Below are 16,856 nucleotides of genomic sequence, written 5' to 3'. Positions count from 1 at the left end.
TAACCCCCTCATCGGGTTACACGGTGCGTCGCAGGCATACTCCGGACGAATCCGGCGGATGCTAACTCGCGGTAGTGAGTTCGCCCTCCGGTTCGCCCGGACGGACCCGCGGGTTCGCCGGCCGCTCCGGTTCCTTGGTGAAGAACAACATCGCCGCCGCGCCGATGAGGCACAGGACCGTCATGACGATGAAGCCACCGTCGTAGGTGCCGGTCTCGGAGACGATGAAGCCCATCACCGACGGGGCCACGATCCCGGAGAGAGCGAAGCACGCGTCGGCGAAACCGGCCGCGGTACCGGGCTGGGTCGGGGCCGCGTCGATCGAGGCCACCCACCAGATGCCACCGGTGATGAAACCGAAGCCGACACCCGCGGAGATACAGATCAGGGCGACGGTGAGGTTGCCGGGGAAGAACAGGATCGGGGCGATCGAGGCACCGGCGAGCAGCAGTGCCACGCCGATGATGAGGAAGCGCGACCGGATGCTCTCGGTGCGTTTGTACACGCGGTCCACCAGGATGCCGCCGGCGAGCGCGCCGACCACACCGGCCGCCCACGGTGCCACCGAGAAGCCGCCGACCTCCTTGATGGAGAGCCCGAATTCGTGTTCCAGATACTGGGGGAGCCAGTACATGAAGGCCCAGAACATGAATCCCCAGGCGAAGTAGCCGAGTCCGACGAGCCACAGGTTGCGGTTGCGCAGGATCTCGCCCCAGTCGACCTTCTCCTCGTGGCCGCTGTCCTCACCGTCGGCCTGACCCGCCTTGATATAGGCCAGTTCCTCTTTCGAGACGAAGGAGGCTTCGCTCGGGGAGTTCTTCAGGAACGGGTACGCCACGACCACCCAGACGATTCCGGCGACCGCCAGCACGAAGAACATGCCCTTCCAGCTGACCAGCTCGATCAACTGGGTGAGGATCGGGCCGCCGACCAGCAGGCTGCCCGAAACCGCGACGCCGCCGATGAGGGCGAGCGCCTTACCGCGTTCCTGTACCGGCAACCACCGGCTGGCGATCCGGGTCGCGGCCGGGAAGCAGGGCGCTTCACCGGCCCCGAGGATGATCCGCAACAGGATCAGGCCGATGAACCCGCCCGCGAACGGGGTCAGCGCGGTGGCCGTGGCCCAGATGAACATCCCCGCGATGAGGACGCGGCGCGAACCGAACCGGTCGACCAGCGGCCCCGAGAGCAGGGCGAAAAGCATATAGCCGATCGAGAATGCGGAACTGATGATGCCGTACTGGCCGGTCGTGATTCCGAACTCGTCCCGCAGATGGCTTGCTGCGAACGAGATGGCGCTGCGATCGACATAATTCACCACCACCAGGCCCAAGATGATGGTGATTGTCCACCAACGCGATTTCATAGCGAACTCCTCGGATAAAGCTGCCGCGGGTCAGATGACCCCGCGTGCCCGCAGGTCGTCGATGTCCTCGGGACTGCGCCCGAGATGGGTGAGGACCTTGTCGGTGTCGGCACCGGCGGGTCGTCCGGTGTGCCGGATCGCTCCGGGCGATCGAGTCATGCGCCACATCACGTTCTGCATGCGCATGGGGCCGAGCTCGCTGTCCTCCACGGTGGTGACCATGTCGGTGGCGACGACCTGCGGATCGGTGAGCAGGTCGCTCGGACGGTAGACCGGCGCGACGGCCGCGCCGGCTTCTTCGAAAGCACTCGTGACCTCGTCACGGGTTCGTTCGGCGATCCAGCCGCCGACGTATGTGTCGAGCAGGTCGGCATGCTGGGCGCGGGTTCGCCCGGTCGCGAACCATACCTCGTCGATCACCTCGGCATGCCCCACCAGCCGCATCACCCGTTCGGCGATGGCCTGGGCGCTGGTGGAGATCGCGACCCAGTGGTCGTCCTTGGTGCGGTACAGGTTCCGGGGCGCGTTGTTCTGCGACCGGTTACCGGTCCGCTCCTGGTCGATCCCGAGCTGATCGGCGTAGATCACCCCAGGGCCGACCGCGGTCATGATCGGGGTGAGCAGGTCGAGGTCGACCTCCTGCCCGGTGCCGCCGTTGCGTTCGCGTTCGAACAGCGCCATCGAGACGGCCGAGGAACCGGCGACCCCGGCGATGGAATCGGCGAGCCCGAAGGCCGGCAGCGTAGGCGGCCCGTCGGGCTGCCCGGTCAGGTGGGCGAATCCGCTCATCGATTCGACCAGCGTGCCGAAAGCGGGACGTTTCGCGTAGGGACCGTGCTGCCCGAAACCGGTGACACGCAGCATGATCAGCCCCGGATTACGGGACGAGAGTTCGGCGTAGGACAGCCCCCAGCGTTCGAAGGTGCCCGGCCGGAAGTTCTCGATCACCACATCCGCTTCGGCGGCCAGATCCCGGAAGATCCGCTGACCGTCGGGAGTGCCGAGGTTCAGTGTGATCGTCTGCTTGTTGCGGGCGACCATCTTCCACCACAGTGGGATCCCGTCCTTGTCGAGGCCGTGGCCGCGCATCCCGTCCGGTTTCTGCGGGTGTTCGATCTTGATGACCTCGGCGCCGAAATCACCCAGGATCTGCGCGGCGAACGGTCCGGCCAGGATGGTGGACGCGTCCAGTACCTTGATTCCGCGCAGCGGTCCGGTCGGCTGCTTCTCGTCGTTCAACTACCGACTCCTCAGTACGGGCGTGAGATGTAGCGGCCCGCGGGCTCGCCGGTCACCACGCCGTCGGCCAGCACCCGGTGACCGCGCACGAAGGTGTCGGTGACCGCCGCGGTCAGCTCGAAGCCCTCGAACGGCGTGTACTCCTGGGTGGATTCGGAATCCGCGGCGCGCACGGTCCAGGTGCGGTTCGGGTCGACGATCGCGATATCGGCGTCGACGCCCTCGGTCAGGCGGCCCTTGCCGGGCAGGCCGTAGCGGTCGGCCGGGTTGGACGCGGTGAGCTGGGCGATCCGGCGCAGCGACAGTCCGCGCTTGCGGCCCTCGGTGAGCAGGCCGGGCAGCAGGTACTCGGTGCCGCCGAAACCGGACTTGGCGGCGAAGACATCGTCGCGGTCCTCGCCGAACTTCACCTCGTCCTTGCAGCAGGCGTGATCGGAGACGACCCAGTCGATATTGCCGGCGAGCAGGTGCTCCCACAGCGCTTCGACATCCTCGCGCGGGCGGATCGGCGGATTCACCTTGGCGCCCAGGCCGTTCGCGTTATCGATATCGGTGAGCAGGTGACCGATGGTGACCTCGCGGCGGAAGTTCACATGCGGGAACGCCTCGGCCATCTTCATGGCGGCCTTCAGCGCCTTGGCCGAGCTCAGGTGCAGCAGGTTGATATTCGGCAGTCCGGTCTCGTCGGCCAGGAAGGACGCGATGGTCACGGCCAGGCCCTCGGAGTGCTGCGGACGCGAGGCGCTGTAGGCGGCGAGCCCGCTGAGCGTGCCCTCCTGCTCGACGATCTTGGTGTAAGCGCTCATGATCTCGGCGGTCTCACAGTGCAATGACAGCGAGATGTGATCGGCGAGTTCGGGGAACTGCTCCCGCGCCTTCTGCACTCCGCGCATCACGAACTCGAAATGCGCGATGTCGTAGCGCTCGTCCTCGGGGATCATGAGGAATTCGCTCTGCGAGGTGGACCGCCCGTGCAGGCCGTGGCTGCCGTAGAACATGAAGATCTTGAACGAGGTCACGCCCTGATCGGCGGCCAGGTTAGGGATCTCGCCGATGTGCTCCTTGGACATGGGCGCCAGGTGGAAGGCGTAATCGATGTAGCTGCGACCGGCCGAGGCGTCCAGCACCTCCGGGAAGAAGTCGGCGTAGGCGCCGCCCTTGTTCAGGTAGTACTGCCCGGTCCGCATATAGGTCAGCGCGGTGGTGACGCCGCCCTGGGCGCTCGCGCGGGATTCGGTCCGCGTGTCCTCGGCCAGCGGGTTGTAGATGCCCCAGTGCTGGTGGGCGTCCACCACGCCCGGGAAGATCAGCTTGCCGGACGCGTCGACGACCTCGGCATCCGCGGACTCCAGGTTCGCGCCGATGGCGGCGATCTTGCCGTCGACGATCAGGATGTCCGCGGCCTCGCCCTCCTCGGGGGCCGAGTTGTCGGTGCGCACCACGGTGCCGTTCTTGATCAGGTACGAGGTCATTTCTTCTCCTGGCGAATATCCGAAAGGTGAAATCTGGAGGTCAGGCGGCGACCGGGCTGTGCACGTGCTCGGCGGCGAGGAAGGCCAGGCCGAGTGCGGTGATGAGGCCGTTGCCCGCGAGGTAGCCACCGGCGCCGTGACCCGAGATGCCGATGGCCGCGCCGCCCGAGGCGTACAGGCCGGGGACCGGCACACCGCCGGCCAGTACCCGCGCGTGTTCGTCCACGACCAGACCGCCCTGGGTGTGGAACAGGGCGGGGGTCACGGCGATGGCGACATAGGGCGCGGTGAGAGGGTGGCGGTCGTCGGTGCGACCCTGCCGGTCCGGTTCGGTGCCCGCCGCGGCCCGGCGCGCGGCACCGAGTTCGTCGTCCAGCGCGGCGGCCGGTACGCCGATTCGTCCGGCCAGTTCGGCGGCCGTCGCGGCGCGGACCAGCGAACCGCTCTCGGCGACCGCGCGGAAATCGTCGAACACCGAGCACAGCGCCTCGATGTGCTCGTCGATGACGATCCATCCGGCACTGCCGGGCTGGGCCGCGAGGATGGCGGCGAACTCCGAATAACCCGTGGTCTCGGGTGCGAACCGGCGGCCCGCGCTGTTCACGATGACGCCGCCGTGGACGACGGTGGCCCAGCCGATGAGGGTCTGGCTGCGCGAAGAGAGCGCGGCGTGCCCCTGGTAGGCGTCGAGGAAACCGGTGTCGGCGCCCAGGCCCTGCCCGATTCGCAGCGCGTCGCCCCGGCTGAACTGGCCGCCGTGGTAGTGGGCGTCGGCGATCTCCGGGATCCACCGGCGCACCAGCTCGCTGTCGGCGCCGAAGCCGTTGGTCGCGAGCAGGACGGCGGGCGTGGTCAGCTGTTCGGCGTTCCCGTCCGGGGTGGCGATCTCGGCCCCGGTGACCCGGCCGTCGGTGGTGAGCACCTCCCGCAGGCTCATCGGCGCGATGAGTTCGATCCGCGGGTGGGCGCGGGCCCGCTCGACCAGGTGGCGCAGCAGCTTGGCGCCGTGCCGGCCGGGAATGGTGTGGCAGCGGTCGGCGCGGTGGCCGGGATAGCGGAAGTCGGTGACCAGTTCGAGGTCGAGGTCCTGGGCGTCGGCCAGCCAGGTGACCAGCCGCGCGCTCGATTCGGCCAGGGCCCGGGCCAGGCGGTGATCGGCCGTACCGCCGGTTTTGCGGTCGATATCGGCGAGGAACCGGTCCGGGCTGTCCACGACGCCCGCGGCCTGCTGCCAGCGGGTGCCGGCGGCCGGGATCATCGCGGTGCACATGGAGGTGTTGTTACCGCGCTGGAAGTACTCGTCGGCGTCGACCACGAGCACATTCGCGCCGAGTTCGGCGGCGCGCAGCGCAGCGACCAGGCCGCCGCCCGCACCGGCGACGACGAGATCGAAATCCGGACCGTCCACGCTTCCTCCTAGTCTGTTCCGCTGAACGGAACGCAAGAATGTGGTCCCCTGCACTATGCACGTTCGACAATCTGGACACAAGTGCCTGTATAAACGATTAACGCGGACGAAACTCATGCATGAGCCGGTCGAGCGGCCTGGACAATCGTTTCGCTAAGCGGTACAACTTTGTTCAGATGTACGTCGGTCGCGCCGGTAGCGTCGCCGTCGGAACAACGAAAACCCCGCAGAAACGGAGCCACGATGGAGTCCTCCAGTGGAGGCACCACGTCTGCCGCCCGGGCCGCCGATGTGCTGCTCGAGTTCGGCCGCCGGTCGAGCGCGCTCGGCGTCTCGGAGATCGCCCGCTCGACCGGTATGTCGAAGGCGGTCGCCCACCGCATCCTCACGACCTTCGTCGAATGCGGTCTGCTGCTCTACGAGCCCTCGACCCGCCGGTACCTGCTCGGACCGGCGGCGGCGACGCTCGGCGCGCGCGCACTGGACGTATCCCCGCTGCGGCGGATGGCCCGCGAGGCCCTGGTGGACCTACAGCGCGCCACGGGCGAGACGGCGACCGTCACCGGCCGGTTACCGGGAGGTCGCGTCTACCTCGATCAGGTCGAGAGTACTCAGGAAATCAAGATGACCGTCGAGCTGGGTCGCCGGTTCGACCTGCACAGCGGCTCGTCGGGGCGCATCATCCTGGCCTATCTCTCCGAGGAGGAGCAGGACGATCTGCTGTCGCGACCGCTGCCCCGGCTGACCGGCACCACCATCGTCGACCCCGCGTCGCTGCGCGCGGCGCTGCGTGAGGCGCGGGAACGGGGAGTGTGCCGGTCGACCGGGGAGCGCCAGGAGGGCGCCGGGTCGATCGCCGCCCCGGTGTTCGGGGCCGACGGCGCGGTGATCGGATCGGTCTCGGTCTGTGGACCGAGCTACCGGATGACCGCGCAAGCGTGCGACCGCTACGAGAGCGCGCTGGTCGAGGCGGCGCAGCGGGTTTCGCGGGCGCTGGGGTACCGGTCGCCGAGTCCCGTTGCGGTGGAGGCGAAATGACCCCGCGCAGCTGGCTCTACGTGCCCGGGCACCGCGACGACCGGATCGGCAAGGCGATCGACAGCGCCGCCGACGCCGTGGTGATCGACCTGGAGGACGCCGTACCGGTCCACGCGAAAGAGCGCGCGCTGGCCAATGCCCTCGCCGCCCTGCGCACGGCACCGCCGGAGCGCCGGATCTGGTTGCGGCTCAACGCTGTCGGGTCGTCCTGGCTGGACAACGAGCTCGCCGAACTGGCCGCCGCGCCGACCCCGCCCGCCGGGGTGCGCCTCCCCAAGGCCGAAACACCCGAATCGGTGGCGGCCACGACCGACCGGCTCACCTGCCAGGTGCACGCCATCATCGAATCCGCCGCGGGCCTGCTCGCGGCGCCCGCCATCGCGAAATGTCATCCGCGGGTCACCGGAATCGCACTGGGCGAAGCCGATCTGGCCGCCGATCTGCGCACCGAGGCCGACGGCCTGGCGTGGGCGCGCGGCTGGATCGTCACCGCGGCGCGTGCCGCCGGATTGTCCTCACCGGTCCAGAGCGTCTGGACCGCGGTCGAGGATGCGGCGGGATTGGCGGAGACCTCGCGCACCGGTCGCGCCCAGGGTTTCTTCGGGCGTTCGGTCATCCATCCCAACCAGATCGGCATCGTCAACCAGGCCTTTACACCGTCGCCGGAGGAACAGAGCCGAGCCCGGCGAATCGTGGAGTGCGCGGCCGCGTCCCTGGCGGCGGGGGAGTCCGCGGTTCTCGACGAGAACGGCAGATTCATCGACCCCGCCGTCGTCGCGAACGCCCGCGTGGTGCTCGACCGGGCAGAGGCCACCGCAGTACGAGGAGTGAGAGCATGACCGAACACACCGTGTCCGCCGCGCCGGACGCGCTGTTGCACGCCGTGGTGAACAGCGATGTCGACGTCGTCGAGCTCGGGCATCCGTATACGACGGGTATGCCCTGCTCGCCCAACCATCCCGGCTTCCGGATGACCCTGATCCGCCGGCACGGCGATATGGTCCGCCCGGACGGCGGCTCGGCGTCCAACGAGATCATCGTGACCGGTGGGCACGTCGGCACCCATGTGGACGCCCTGTCCCACGTCAGCCACTGCGGCAAACTGCACGGCGATATCGACGCCGAGGAAGCCCAGCGCGGCGGGCGGTTCTCCCGGCTCGGCGCGGAGACGATCCCCTTCATGCTCCGGCGCGGACTGCTGCTGGACGTGCCGCGGGTGCGCGGGGTGGACGCGCTCGAAGCCGGACAGGCCGTCACCGAGCAGGACCTCCGTGATGCCGCCGACGCGGCCGGGGTCACCCCGCGGCGCGGGGACGTCGTGCTCATCCGTACCGGCTGGGCCCGGCATTTCGACGATGCCCAGCGCTACCTCGGTCAGCAGGACGGGGTCCCGGGCGCCGATGTGGGTGCGGCGCAGTGGCTGGCCGCCGCCGGGATCGTCGCCGCGGGCGCGGATACCACCGCCTTCGAACACATTCCGCCCGGTAAAGGTCACAGTGTGCTGCCGGTACACCGAGTGCTGCTGGTGGAGAACGGCATCCACATCATCGAGCACCTGAACCTGGAGTACGCGAGCGCGCGCGGCCTGACCGAGTTCACCTTCGTGATGGCGCCGCTGCGCATCACCGGCGGTACCGGTTCGCCGGTGCGCCCGGTCGCGGTGGTGGCCTCGTGACCGCCGCCGCCCCCACCGCCCGCCACGACCTCACCGGTACCGTGGTCGGCCGGCTCGCCGCGCTCGCCACGGAGACCCGCGCCGCCGGGCTCACCACCGAACTCCGCAAGGATGTGGCCCGCCGCGTCCTCGACGTACTCGGCAACTCCCTGGCCGCGCAGGGACAGCCGTCGGCCCGGGCCGTCACGGCCGTGGCGCGCGGCTGGGCCGGTGCGGCCGCGGCCACCGGTATCGGCACCGGGGAATGTTTCCCCGCCGCCACCGCCGCGCTGGTGAACGGCACCCTCGCGCATTCGATGGACTCCGACGACACCCATCTGCCGTCGGTACTGCATCCGTCGGCTTCCGTGGTGCCGGCCGCTCTCGCGGTCGGGGAGGCCACCGGCGCGTCCGGCGCGGCGGTCCTGGACGCGGCGGGCGTGGGTATCGAGATCGCGGTGCGCCTGGGCATGGGCGGCTACGACGAGGAACTGGGTAATTCCGAATTCTTCGAACGCGGCCAGCACGCGACATCCATCTGCGGCGCCGTGGGCTCCGCCGCCGCGGTGGCCATGCTCTACGACCTCGACGCCGAGGGTATCGCGGACGCGATGGGTATCGCCGCCAGCTTCGGCGCCGGACTGCTGGAGGCCAACCGGACCGGCGGCACGGTGAAGCGCGCGCACTGCGGCTGGGCCGCGCATTCGGGGGTCACCGCGGCGGAATTCGCCCGGCACGGGCTCACCGGCCCGCCCACCGTGATAGAGGGCCGGTTCGGCTTCCTGCACGCCTTCTGCGGGGACCGGGCCGATACGGCCAAGGTCGTGGACCGGCTGGGTGAGCACTGGGAACTGCCCGGGATCTTCTTCAAGCCGTACCCGTGCAACCACTTCACCCACGCCGGTATCGATGCCGCCCGCGCGCTGCGAGCGGACGGCCTCGATCCGGACGCGATCGTGGAAATCGACCTCGGCGTGCCCACACCGGTGCTGCGCACCATCGCCGAACCGCCCGCCGCCAAGGCGGCGCCGGAGTCGGGCTATCACGCGGCCTTCTCCGGGCCGTTCACCGTGGCACGGGCGCTGCTGGGCGGTTCCGGACTGGGTGTGGGTCATGCCGACTTCACCGACGAAGCCGCACGCGATCCGCGCACGCTGGAGCTGGCGGCGCTCGTGGTCGCCCACGCCGACGCCCGGTGCGACGAGATCTATCCGCACCAGTTCCCGGCCGTGCTGCGGGTGCGCGCCCGCGACGGGCAGTGGCACGAGGCGCGCGTCGACCACAATCGCGGCGGCCCGGCGAACCCGCTCTCCGACGACGAACTCACGCTGAAGTTCGACCTGAATGTGGAAGGCCACCTCTCCGCGGTGCAGGCCGGGACGGTCGCCGAGCGCGCGCTCGCCCTGCCCTCGGCCGGATCACTGGACGGACTCATGTCGCTCGTCCGGGGCTGATCCTCCGGTCACCCGGTCCGGTGGCGGCGGCGAACCCGCCGCTCCCGGACTCGGCCGGCAACAGCGGAAGAGCCCCGCGGTCCCCGATGACCCGGGCCCCGCGGGGCTCTTCCGTCTCCGCGACGACGGCGCCACGGGTCCGCACTGCACAGCCGGTCTCGCCCCGATCCCGTCCTGGGGGCCGGGCCCGGCGACCCCGGTGAGCGCGATTCCCCAGTCGGCGCCGCAGAGGGGTGCCGTACCTACCGGGCCTGGTACCGTCAGCGGTCCAGGAATTCCAGTAGGTCGGCGTTGAACTTCTCTTTGTCCCCCGGGACGAGTGCGATGCCGTGCGAACCGCCCTCGTACACCTTCAGGGTCGAATCCTGGATCAGCTCGGCCGATTTGCGGCCGGTCGCATCGATCGGCACCACCTGGTCGTCGTCTCCGTGCACGATCAGAGTGGGAATATCGAACTTCTTCAGATCCTCGGTGAAATCTGTGTACGCAAACGCGTCGACGCATTTCACGGCGGCCTGGATGCTTTCCTGCATACCCATGAACCAGAATGCGTCGCGATTTCCCTGGGTAACCTTGTTCCCCGGGCGGTTCGCGCTGAAGAACCCTTCCGATGTGTCCTTCCAGAATTGCGAACGCTCGGTGAGGATTCCGGACTTGATTTGGTCGAAAACCTCGTCCGGCACACCTTCCGGGTTGCTCTCGGTCCTGCTCATCAGCGGTGGAATGGCCGAGAGCAGTACCGCGGAGTGCACCCGCGCGGTCCCGTGCCGGCCGATATAGCGGGCGAGCTCACCGCCACCCATGCTGTGGGCCACGAGCGTCGCATCCTGGACATCGAGACTCGTCAGCAGATCGTTCAGGTCGTCGGCGAAGGTATCGAAATCGTAACCGTCCCACGGCTGATCCGAACGGCCGTGACCGCGCCGATCGTGGGCGATACCGCGATAACCGTTGTCCGCCACGAATTTCATCTGGTCTTCCCAGGCATCGGCGTTCAACGGCCAGCCGTGAATGAAAACGACCGGGCGGCCACTACCCCAATCCTTGTAATAGATGTTCACCTTGTCGCGTGTCGTGCACACAGGCATGGGCGGAGCCTCCTTCTGTGCGTGATTCGCCGACCGGTAGCGGGTCGTGACAACGAGACGCCGCCCGAAATGCTACCCACGGAACAGCCCGGAAAAGACGCTGTATTCATCCGTTACGCAATCCATGCGCGACCGGAACGGTCGCCGGTATCGACGGGCGTCGATGGCCGCCCCGCGCCACCGTTTCCGCACGGCCCGGTCTTCCCGCCCCCGGTAGCCTCGGGACCGGGAGATCACCCGACGACGAGGAGTCAAACAAGATGAGCCGACCAGTTCGGATCGGAGTCCAACTCCAGCCCCAGCACGCGCCCGATTACGGACTCATCCGCGACGCCGTATTGCGGGCCGAGGACGCGGGTGTGGACATCGTCTTCAACTGGGATCACTTCTTTCCGCTGTACGGGGACCCCGACGGCGCGCATTACGAATGCTGGACCATGCTCGGCGCGTTCGCCGAACAGACCGAACGGGTGGAGATCGGCGCGCTGGTCACCGGCGGGGGCTACCGGAATCCGGATCTGCTCGCCGATATGGCTCGCACCGTGGACCGGATCAGTGGCGGCCGGCTCATCCTCGGCATCGGTTCGGGCTGGTTCGAGCGCGACTACGACGAGTACGGGTACGACTTCGGTACCGCGGGCAGCCGCCTGAACCTCCTCGAGGAATACCTGCCCCGTATCACCGGCCGGTTGGCGAAGCTCAACCCGCAGCCGGTGCGCGAGATCCCGGTTCTCATCGGCGGCGGCGGGGAGAAGAAGACGCTGCGACTGGTGGCCGAGTACGCCCACATCTGGCACAGCTTCGGCGAGCTGGACGTGTTCACCCACAAGAGCCAGGTGCTCGACGAGCACTGCGCGCGGGTGGGCACCGAAGCCGGCCGGATCGAGCGCTCGGTGGCCTGGCCGGGCACGGAGCAGGCGCCGGACTACCTGAAGGCCGGGGCCACCCTGTTCACGGTCGGCATCACCGGCCCGGACTACGACCTCACCCAGGTTCGCGAGGCGATTGCCTGGCGCGACGAGATCAACCCGGAACCGGTCAGCGGAATCGCCTGACCACCGGTACAGCAATCGGGCCCGGTCTGCCATGGCAGACCGGGCCCGAGAGGTTTCGTAGGCCGAGCGGATCGGGTCACCGACCCGTGTTCACCGATCCGTTCACCGATGGACTCAGTTCACTGTCGGGAGCGGCGGCTCCGGCGTCCACCGTGTGGTTCCCGGGGCGGCGGCCAGCGTGTTGACCAGGTCGACGCCGGCGATGATCAGCGTCGGTCCACCCACGACGAGCGTGCCGATGACGCCACCGAGAGCGGCACCGGTGATCACACCGGCTGGAATGCCGACGCCGGTCGGCAGAGTGGCGACCAACCCGATAACCGCGCCGAGTCCGGTGCCGATCAAGCCGCCGATGGCGGTGGCGACACCCAATTGCGAGGTGAAGTTGTCCTGGGCCGCTAGGTTCTCCTGCGGTGATGCCACCGGCTGCGCGGCGGGCCGGGCCGCGGCGACATCCTTCACCGCCGTCAGCTCGAGTACCCGGCTCTCGTCCCGCACCGCGTGCGGGAGCGGGTACTCGGTGGCTCCCTCGCGCACCGCGAGCGGCAACGCCACCACGGTGGCGCCGGAATTGTCCAGGATCTCGACCGTTTCGCCGTCGATCTCGAAGGTGCCGTTGGTGAGAGTGGTGACCACTCTGTTACCGATGAGCTCGGCGCGGTAACCGATCTCGGGGGTCGCGGGTTCCGCGTGCACGACTGCTGCGCCCACGGTGGTAGTGGCGAGCAGCGGCACTACCGCCGCAACGATCTTGCGGATCATCATGAGGTCTCGTGTCCGATCTTCATCACGGTGTTGCCAGTGGAATAACCAGCCAGAACTGTCGCGCAGCTGTTCGCCGCCGGGCATGAACACTGCCGCCCGGCGGTTTCGAACTGCTTCGACGTTACGCGGCTGGTACCCGAAAGACATAAAAACCGTACGAAAAATTCCCCAAACCGGTTTGAATATAGGATGATTCGGGTATTTATAAAGTTTTGCTATAGCAGGGGAAGTGGGGGCGCCCTCGCGAATCGCCGTCTCGTCGGGGCCCGGCACATCGGCAGCTACCTGCATTGATGCGCACTTGGTAATGTATTTCAGTGCGTAGTTACAGGTGACCGTTTCGTGCAGAGCAATCGCTTCGAGAAAAGAGGGAACACCGATGACAACGGCACACGATCAGCATACCGACCACACGCATGTGCACGGGCCGGACTGCGGTCATGTCGCGGTCCCGCACGGTGATCACGTCGACTATGTCCACGACGGACACCTGCACCGGGCCCACGAGGGGCACTTCGACGAGTGTGAAACCCACGGGCACACCGAGGTCGCCGCGCACGACCATGTCCACGGTGAGGGCTGCGGTCATGTCGCGGTTCCGCACGGTGATCACATCGACTACATCCACGACGGGCACCGGCACGCCGCCCACGACGGACACTACGACGAGCACTGACCGCCACGTTCGCGGCCGGGTGTCGGCGGGAGCGAGTGCGCGCCCGCCGGTCCCGGACCGTCGAGTTGCCGGAGGGTCTCGCCCCGCACACCCGGGATCGCGATCGACGGAGTCCGGTCCATCGGCACCTGAATCGAATTCGCGGGCGGCCTTTTCGGTTCACCCGGGCGCAGCCGGCCACGGCCGGCCCGGCCATGAGCGAACGGCGGTTTCGCCGATCTACCGCGGTTCTATCCCTGTCCCCATGACACCGACAGCGCCGACGCACAGCCGCGTCCGCACCGGGAAATAGCGGTGCGCCGGCCGCCTCGACCGATCCGCGTCGCCCGTCACGAGGGTGACAGCAACGCCACCACGTATTCGATCGATCGGTTGTCCTGCACGCAGGCATGACGCCCCGACTCCAGAAATCCCAGGGCGCGGAGCAGCCGCAGGCTGCGGGCGTTCCACGACTGGACCACCGCGCGCACCGCGGCCCCGGGGTGGTCCCGGCGAAGATCGGCGAGCACCGTCCGCCCGAAACCGGTCCCGTGGCCCCTGCCCACCCAGAGGGGATCCATCCCCACGCCGAGGTCGACCACACCGAACTCCGCGGCCAGACCGGGCACTCGCGCCTCGGCACCGGTGCAGTAGAAGCCCACCAGCCGACCATCCGCGGCGCCGGCCACTGCCAGATAGCCGCCGGTAGCGCCGGGGAGTTCGGTGCCGGGGAGGTCGTAGACCCGCCACGGTCCGTCGTAACGCCACGCGGCGACACGACGCGCGTCGTCCGGGGTCCAGGGGCGTACGACCAGGCGGTCCGGCCAGTGTGCGGCTGCGGTCACCAGGGGCGCAGCACGATCTCGGTGGGATGGGCGTCGCGCGGGGTGTCGATCGCGGACCGGATGGCGCGCGCGACCGTCTCCGGGCGCAGGAACTGATCGGGTTTGTAGGCCCGGCCCTCTGCGGCGATGATCGCGCGCTGCATATCGGTATCGATCCGGCCCGGATGAACCGAGGTCACCCGCAGTGCCGGTTCCTCGAGCCGCAGCGCGTCGCCGAACGCCCGCAGCCCGAACTTGCTGGCCGCGTACGACGCCCAGCCGGCGTTGGCACGCAGACCCGCCCCCGAATTGACGAGCACCACATGGCCGTTCGCCGCCCGCAGGGCCGGCAGCAGCAGGCGGGTCAGTTCCGCGACGGCGATCAGGTTCGCCTCGAGCGTTTCGCGCCACTGCCGCACCGAGGATTCCGCGATGGTGCCCAGATCGGCGATCCCCGCATTGTGGACCAGTACGTCCAGCCGGTCGATCGACTCCGTCGCGGCCGCCACTGCCGCGTAATCGGTGAGCTCCACCGGCCACCCCTCGGCTCCGGGGAGTGCGGCCAGGATCGATTCCAGCCCGGCCGGGGTGCGCGCGCCCAGCAGCAGTCGGTGGTCCGGCGCCAGCTCCCGGGCGACCGCCGCCCCCAGTCCACGTCCGGCGCCGGTGATCAGTGCCACTCGCCGCTCGCCGGGTGCGCGGTCGGCTTCCTGCTGCATATCGCCACTCCTCGTCTCGTCGCCCCGCCGGTCCGCTGCGCGCCGGGCGGTCCGCCGGACAGCGTGCCACACCCCAGCGCGGCCGCGGGCGCGGCGCGAGGACCGGCAAGTTCGTGTAGCGCGGACGAAATATGGCGCACACTGGACCGAAACCGTGACTCGGTAGATATTGCGAGCACACGTACCGATGAAGCGTGTGACCGGTCCGAACCAGCAAGATATAGAGATGGCACACCCAGGTTTCACTCCCACGCAGCTCGCCGCCCGCGCGGCCTATCTGCTGCGCGGCAACGATTTGGGAACCATGACCAGCGCCGCGCCCCGCCTGTATCCGCACATGTGGAGCTGGGACGCGGCCTTCGTGGCGGTGGGACTGGCGCCGTTGAGCGTGGAACGCGCGGTGATCGAACTCGACACCCTGCTCTCGGCGCAGTGGAAGAACGGCATGATCCCCCATATCGTCTTCGCCAACGGGGTGGACGGCTACTTCCCCGGCCCGGCCCGCTGGGAATGCCGGCTGCTGGCCGCCAACGCGCCCGCCGGCCCGGACACCTCCGGGATCACCCAGCCGCCGGTCCATGCCATCGCTGTACAGCGGATCCTGGACCACTCGCGCCGGCACGGCCGAAGCACGCGCGCGGTGGCCGAAGAATTCCTCAACCGGCGCTGGGTCGATCTGGTGCGCTGGCATCGCTGGCTGGCCTACGCCCGCGACCCGCTGGGCAGCGGGCGCATCACGCTCTACCACGGGTGGGAATCGGGAATGGACAACTCCCCGCGCTGGGACCGGGCCTATGCGCACGTGGTGCCCGGTGACCTGCCGCCCTATCGGCGCGAGGACGTCCTCGTCGTCGCCGACCCCACCCAGCGGCCCACCGACCGTGAGTACGACCGCTATCTGTGGCTGGTGGAGCAGATGCGCCGCGCCCGCTACGACGACGACGCCCTCAGTTCGACGATGGACTTCGCGGTCGAGGATGTGTTCGTGACCGCGATCTTCGCTCTGGCCTGCGAGGTCCTCGGCCAGATCGGCGAGGAGTACCACCAGGCCAAGTCGGATGTCCGGGAGCTCTTCGGCTGGGCCGACCGGTTCCGTGCCGGGGTGATCGCGACCACCGACGCCCGTACCGGTGCGGCCCGGGACTACGACACCCGCCTGCAGCGCTGGATCGCCACCGAGACGCTGGCCATGTTCGCGCCGCTGATCAGCGGCGGCCTGCCCCGGGCCACCGAACGCAACCTGCTGCGACTGTTCGAGGGGCCGCGCTTCTGCGGCCACCCCGACCTGCGCTATGCGCTACCGCCCTCCACTTCACCGGTCTCGAAGGATTTCCGGCCCCGCGAATACTGGCGCGGGCCGGTCTGGCCGGTGATGAGCTGGCTGTTCTCCTGGGTGTTCGCCCACCGCGGCTGGGCGGAACGTTCCTTCATGCTGCGGGCCGAAGCCCTGCGCCAGGCCAGCGACGGCAGCTTCGCCGAGTACTACGAGCCGTTCACCGGGAAACCGCTGGGCAGTATGCAGCAGTCGTGGACGGCCGCGTCGGTACTGGACTGGCTGGGTTGACCGGTTCAGACCGCCTGCGAGCCGGCCGCCGGTTCGCACAGGTCCTTGAGCGAGCAACCGCCACAGGACCCACCGCAACCCCCGGCAGGTTCGGGCGGCGGCGCGACGGCCTCGGCCGCCCGGGCGCCCGCGGTCGCCCCCGCACCCAGGGTGAACAGCGCGATGACCAGGACACCCACCGCCACCAGCACCCCGGTGAATCCGCCGGCGGCCATGACCACCAGGCCGCCCGCGGACAGCAGCGCGGCAGAGATGATCAATGTGGGCGCGGCCACCCGGTTGGCGGCCCGGAAGGCGGTCTCGTCACGCAGCGCGGCCTCGGTGTGAACCCCGATATACCGGTTGCCGGGCAGACGGCCGATGAGGCCGAGCACACCCGTCGCCAGGGCCACCACGGCCAGGACGAACAGGAGAATCGCGACAACGAACACCCCGTGAGCCTAGCTGTGTTAATTGGCCCCGCCTGCGGCGGGGCGGGGTTGCGGCCCCCTGGTGTCTCGCCGTTTCGGCCTCGAGACTTGGGCTTCGCGCGGGCGCTTTCGAGGCCGAAACGGC

The 16,856-nt window shown here is 68.8% G+C and carries 16 protein-coding genes; 7 read left to right on the top strand and 9 right to left on the bottom strand.

What is annotated here, in order from left to right; all coding sequences use genetic code 11:
- Nucleotides 1-61: 61 nt before the first annotated feature.
- From ABZV91_RS14165 to ABZV91_RS14150, 4 genes are read right to left on the bottom strand one after another with little or no spacing between them, the layout of a single operon-like run.
- On the bottom strand, nucleotides 62-1,366 hold the full coding sequence (locus ABZV91_RS14165) for an MFS transporter (RefSeq protein ID WP_355240482.1): 1,305 nt from the start codon (nucleotides 1,364-1,366) through the stop codon (nucleotides 62-64).
- A 30-nt stretch (nucleotides 1,367-1,396) separates the two neighbouring features.
- A complete protein-coding gene (locus ABZV91_RS14160; RefSeq protein ID WP_355240480.1) occupies nucleotides 1,397-2,605 on the bottom strand; it encodes a CoA transferase in 1,209 nt (402 codons plus the stop codon).
- A gap of 11 nt (nucleotides 2,606-2,616) precedes the next feature.
- On the bottom strand, nucleotides 2,617-4,077 hold the full coding sequence (locus tag ABZV91_RS14155; protein WP_355240477.1) for a dihydroorotase family protein: 1,461 nt from the start codon (nucleotides 4,075-4,077) through the stop codon (nucleotides 2,617-2,619).
- Nucleotides 4,078-4,117: 40 nt separating this feature from the next.
- Nucleotides 4,118-5,485, bottom strand: coding sequence for an FAD-binding protein (locus ABZV91_RS14150; protein ID WP_355240474.1), 1,368 nt, complete (start codon nucleotides 5,483-5,485; stop codon nucleotides 4,118-4,120).
- A gap of 243 nt (nucleotides 5,486-5,728) precedes the next feature.
- On the opposite strand from ABZV91_RS14150, the gene ABZV91_RS14145 reads away from it, so the two are divergent.
- The 4 genes from ABZV91_RS14145 to ABZV91_RS14130 are packed head-to-tail and all read left to right on the top strand — an operon-like array spanning nucleotide 5,729 to nucleotide 9,631.
- Entirely contained in the window at nucleotides 5,729-6,523 is a 795-nt protein-coding gene (locus tag ABZV91_RS14145; RefSeq protein ID WP_355240471.1) for an IclR family transcriptional regulator, read from the top strand.
- The gene (locus tag ABZV91_RS14140; RefSeq protein WP_355240468.1) at nucleotides 6,520-7,362 is read left to right on the top strand and encodes a CoA ester lyase; all 843 of its coding nucleotides are present in this window, start codon (nucleotides 6,520-6,522) and stop codon (nucleotides 7,360-7,362) included. Before ABZV91_RS14145 ends, ABZV91_RS14140 begins: the two co-directional genes overlap by 4 nt.
- Nucleotides 7,359-8,198 carry a cyclase family protein gene (locus ABZV91_RS14135; RefSeq protein ID WP_355240465.1) on the top strand — a complete coding sequence of 280 codons (840 nt, stop codon included), beginning with the start codon at nucleotides 7,359-7,361 and terminating at the stop codon, nucleotides 8,196-8,198. The genes ABZV91_RS14140 and ABZV91_RS14135 overlap by 4 nt, the downstream gene beginning before the upstream one ends.
- On the top strand, nucleotides 8,195-9,631 hold the full coding sequence (locus ABZV91_RS14130; RefSeq protein ID WP_355240462.1) for an MmgE/PrpD family protein: 1,437 nt from the start codon (nucleotides 8,195-8,197) through the stop codon (nucleotides 9,629-9,631). The genes ABZV91_RS14135 and ABZV91_RS14130 overlap by 4 nt, the downstream gene beginning before the upstream one ends.
- A gap of 260 nt (nucleotides 9,632-9,891) precedes the next feature.
- Here the strand turns inward: ABZV91_RS14130 and ABZV91_RS14125 are convergent, their stop codons facing one another.
- Complete coding sequence (locus ABZV91_RS14125) at nucleotides 9,892-10,719, bottom strand: alpha/beta hydrolase (RefSeq protein ID WP_355240459.1); 828 nt, start codon at nucleotides 10,717-10,719, stop codon at nucleotides 9,892-9,894.
- A gap of 260 nt (nucleotides 10,720-10,979) precedes the next feature.
- Here ABZV91_RS14125 and ABZV91_RS14120 point away from each other — a divergent pair, with 260 nt between their 5' ends.
- A complete protein-coding gene (locus ABZV91_RS14120) occupies nucleotides 10,980-11,774 on the top strand; it encodes an LLM class F420-dependent oxidoreductase (protein ID WP_355240456.1) in 795 nt (264 codons plus the stop codon).
- Nucleotides 11,775-11,888: 114 nt separating this feature from the next.
- On the opposite strand, the gene ABZV91_RS14115 is transcribed toward ABZV91_RS14120, so the two are convergent.
- Nucleotides 11,889-12,539, bottom strand: a complete 651-nt coding sequence (locus ABZV91_RS14115; protein WP_355240453.1) for an ammonium transporter — start codon at nucleotides 12,537-12,539, stop codon at nucleotides 11,889-11,891.
- A gap of 379 nt (nucleotides 12,540-12,918) precedes the next feature.
- Here ABZV91_RS14115 and ABZV91_RS14110 point away from each other — a divergent pair, with 379 nt between their 5' ends.
- Nucleotides 12,919-13,215 carry a hypothetical protein gene (locus tag ABZV91_RS14110; protein ID WP_355240450.1) on the top strand — a complete coding sequence of 99 codons (297 nt, stop codon included), beginning with the start codon at nucleotides 12,919-12,921 and terminating at the stop codon, nucleotides 13,213-13,215.
- A gap of 329 nt (nucleotides 13,216-13,544) precedes the next feature.
- Here ABZV91_RS14110 and ABZV91_RS14105 read toward each other — a convergent pair whose 3' ends face one another.
- Together ABZV91_RS14105 and ABZV91_RS14100 are read right to left on the bottom strand one after the other, a co-directional pair.
- Nucleotides 13,545-14,039: a GNAT family N-acetyltransferase gene (locus ABZV91_RS14105; protein ID WP_355240447.1), complete on the bottom strand. Its 495-nt coding sequence runs from the start codon at nucleotides 14,037-14,039 to the stop codon at nucleotides 13,545-13,547.
- Complete coding sequence (locus ABZV91_RS14100) at nucleotides 14,036-14,737, bottom strand: SDR family oxidoreductase (RefSeq protein ID WP_355240444.1); 702 nt, start codon at nucleotides 14,735-14,737, stop codon at nucleotides 14,036-14,038. The genes ABZV91_RS14105 and ABZV91_RS14100 overlap by 4 nt, the downstream gene beginning before the upstream one ends.
- Before the next feature lie 226 nt (nucleotides 14,738-14,963).
- Between ABZV91_RS14100 and ABZV91_RS14095 the strand changes: the two genes are divergently transcribed.
- A complete protein-coding gene (locus ABZV91_RS14095) occupies nucleotides 14,964-16,301 on the top strand; it encodes a glycogen debranching protein (RefSeq protein WP_355240442.1) in 1,338 nt (445 codons plus the stop codon).
- A 5-nt stretch (nucleotides 16,302-16,306) separates the two neighbouring features.
- Here the strand turns inward: ABZV91_RS14095 and ABZV91_RS14090 are convergent, their stop codons facing one another.
- Nucleotides 16,307-16,732: an SdpI family protein gene (locus tag ABZV91_RS14090; RefSeq protein ID WP_355240439.1), complete on the bottom strand. Its 426-nt coding sequence runs from the start codon at nucleotides 16,730-16,732 to the stop codon at nucleotides 16,307-16,309.
- Nucleotides 16,733-16,856: the final 124 nt, after the last annotated feature.

It is taken from the genome of Nocardia sp. NPDC004568 (genome assembly GCF_040609955.1).
In the GTDB taxonomy this organism is placed as follows: domain Bacteria; phylum Actinomycetota; class Actinomycetes; order Mycobacteriales; family Mycobacteriaceae; genus Nocardia.
Note: the sequence above shows the minus strand (reverse complement) of the source record. Positions and strands in the feature narration are given on the sequence as shown.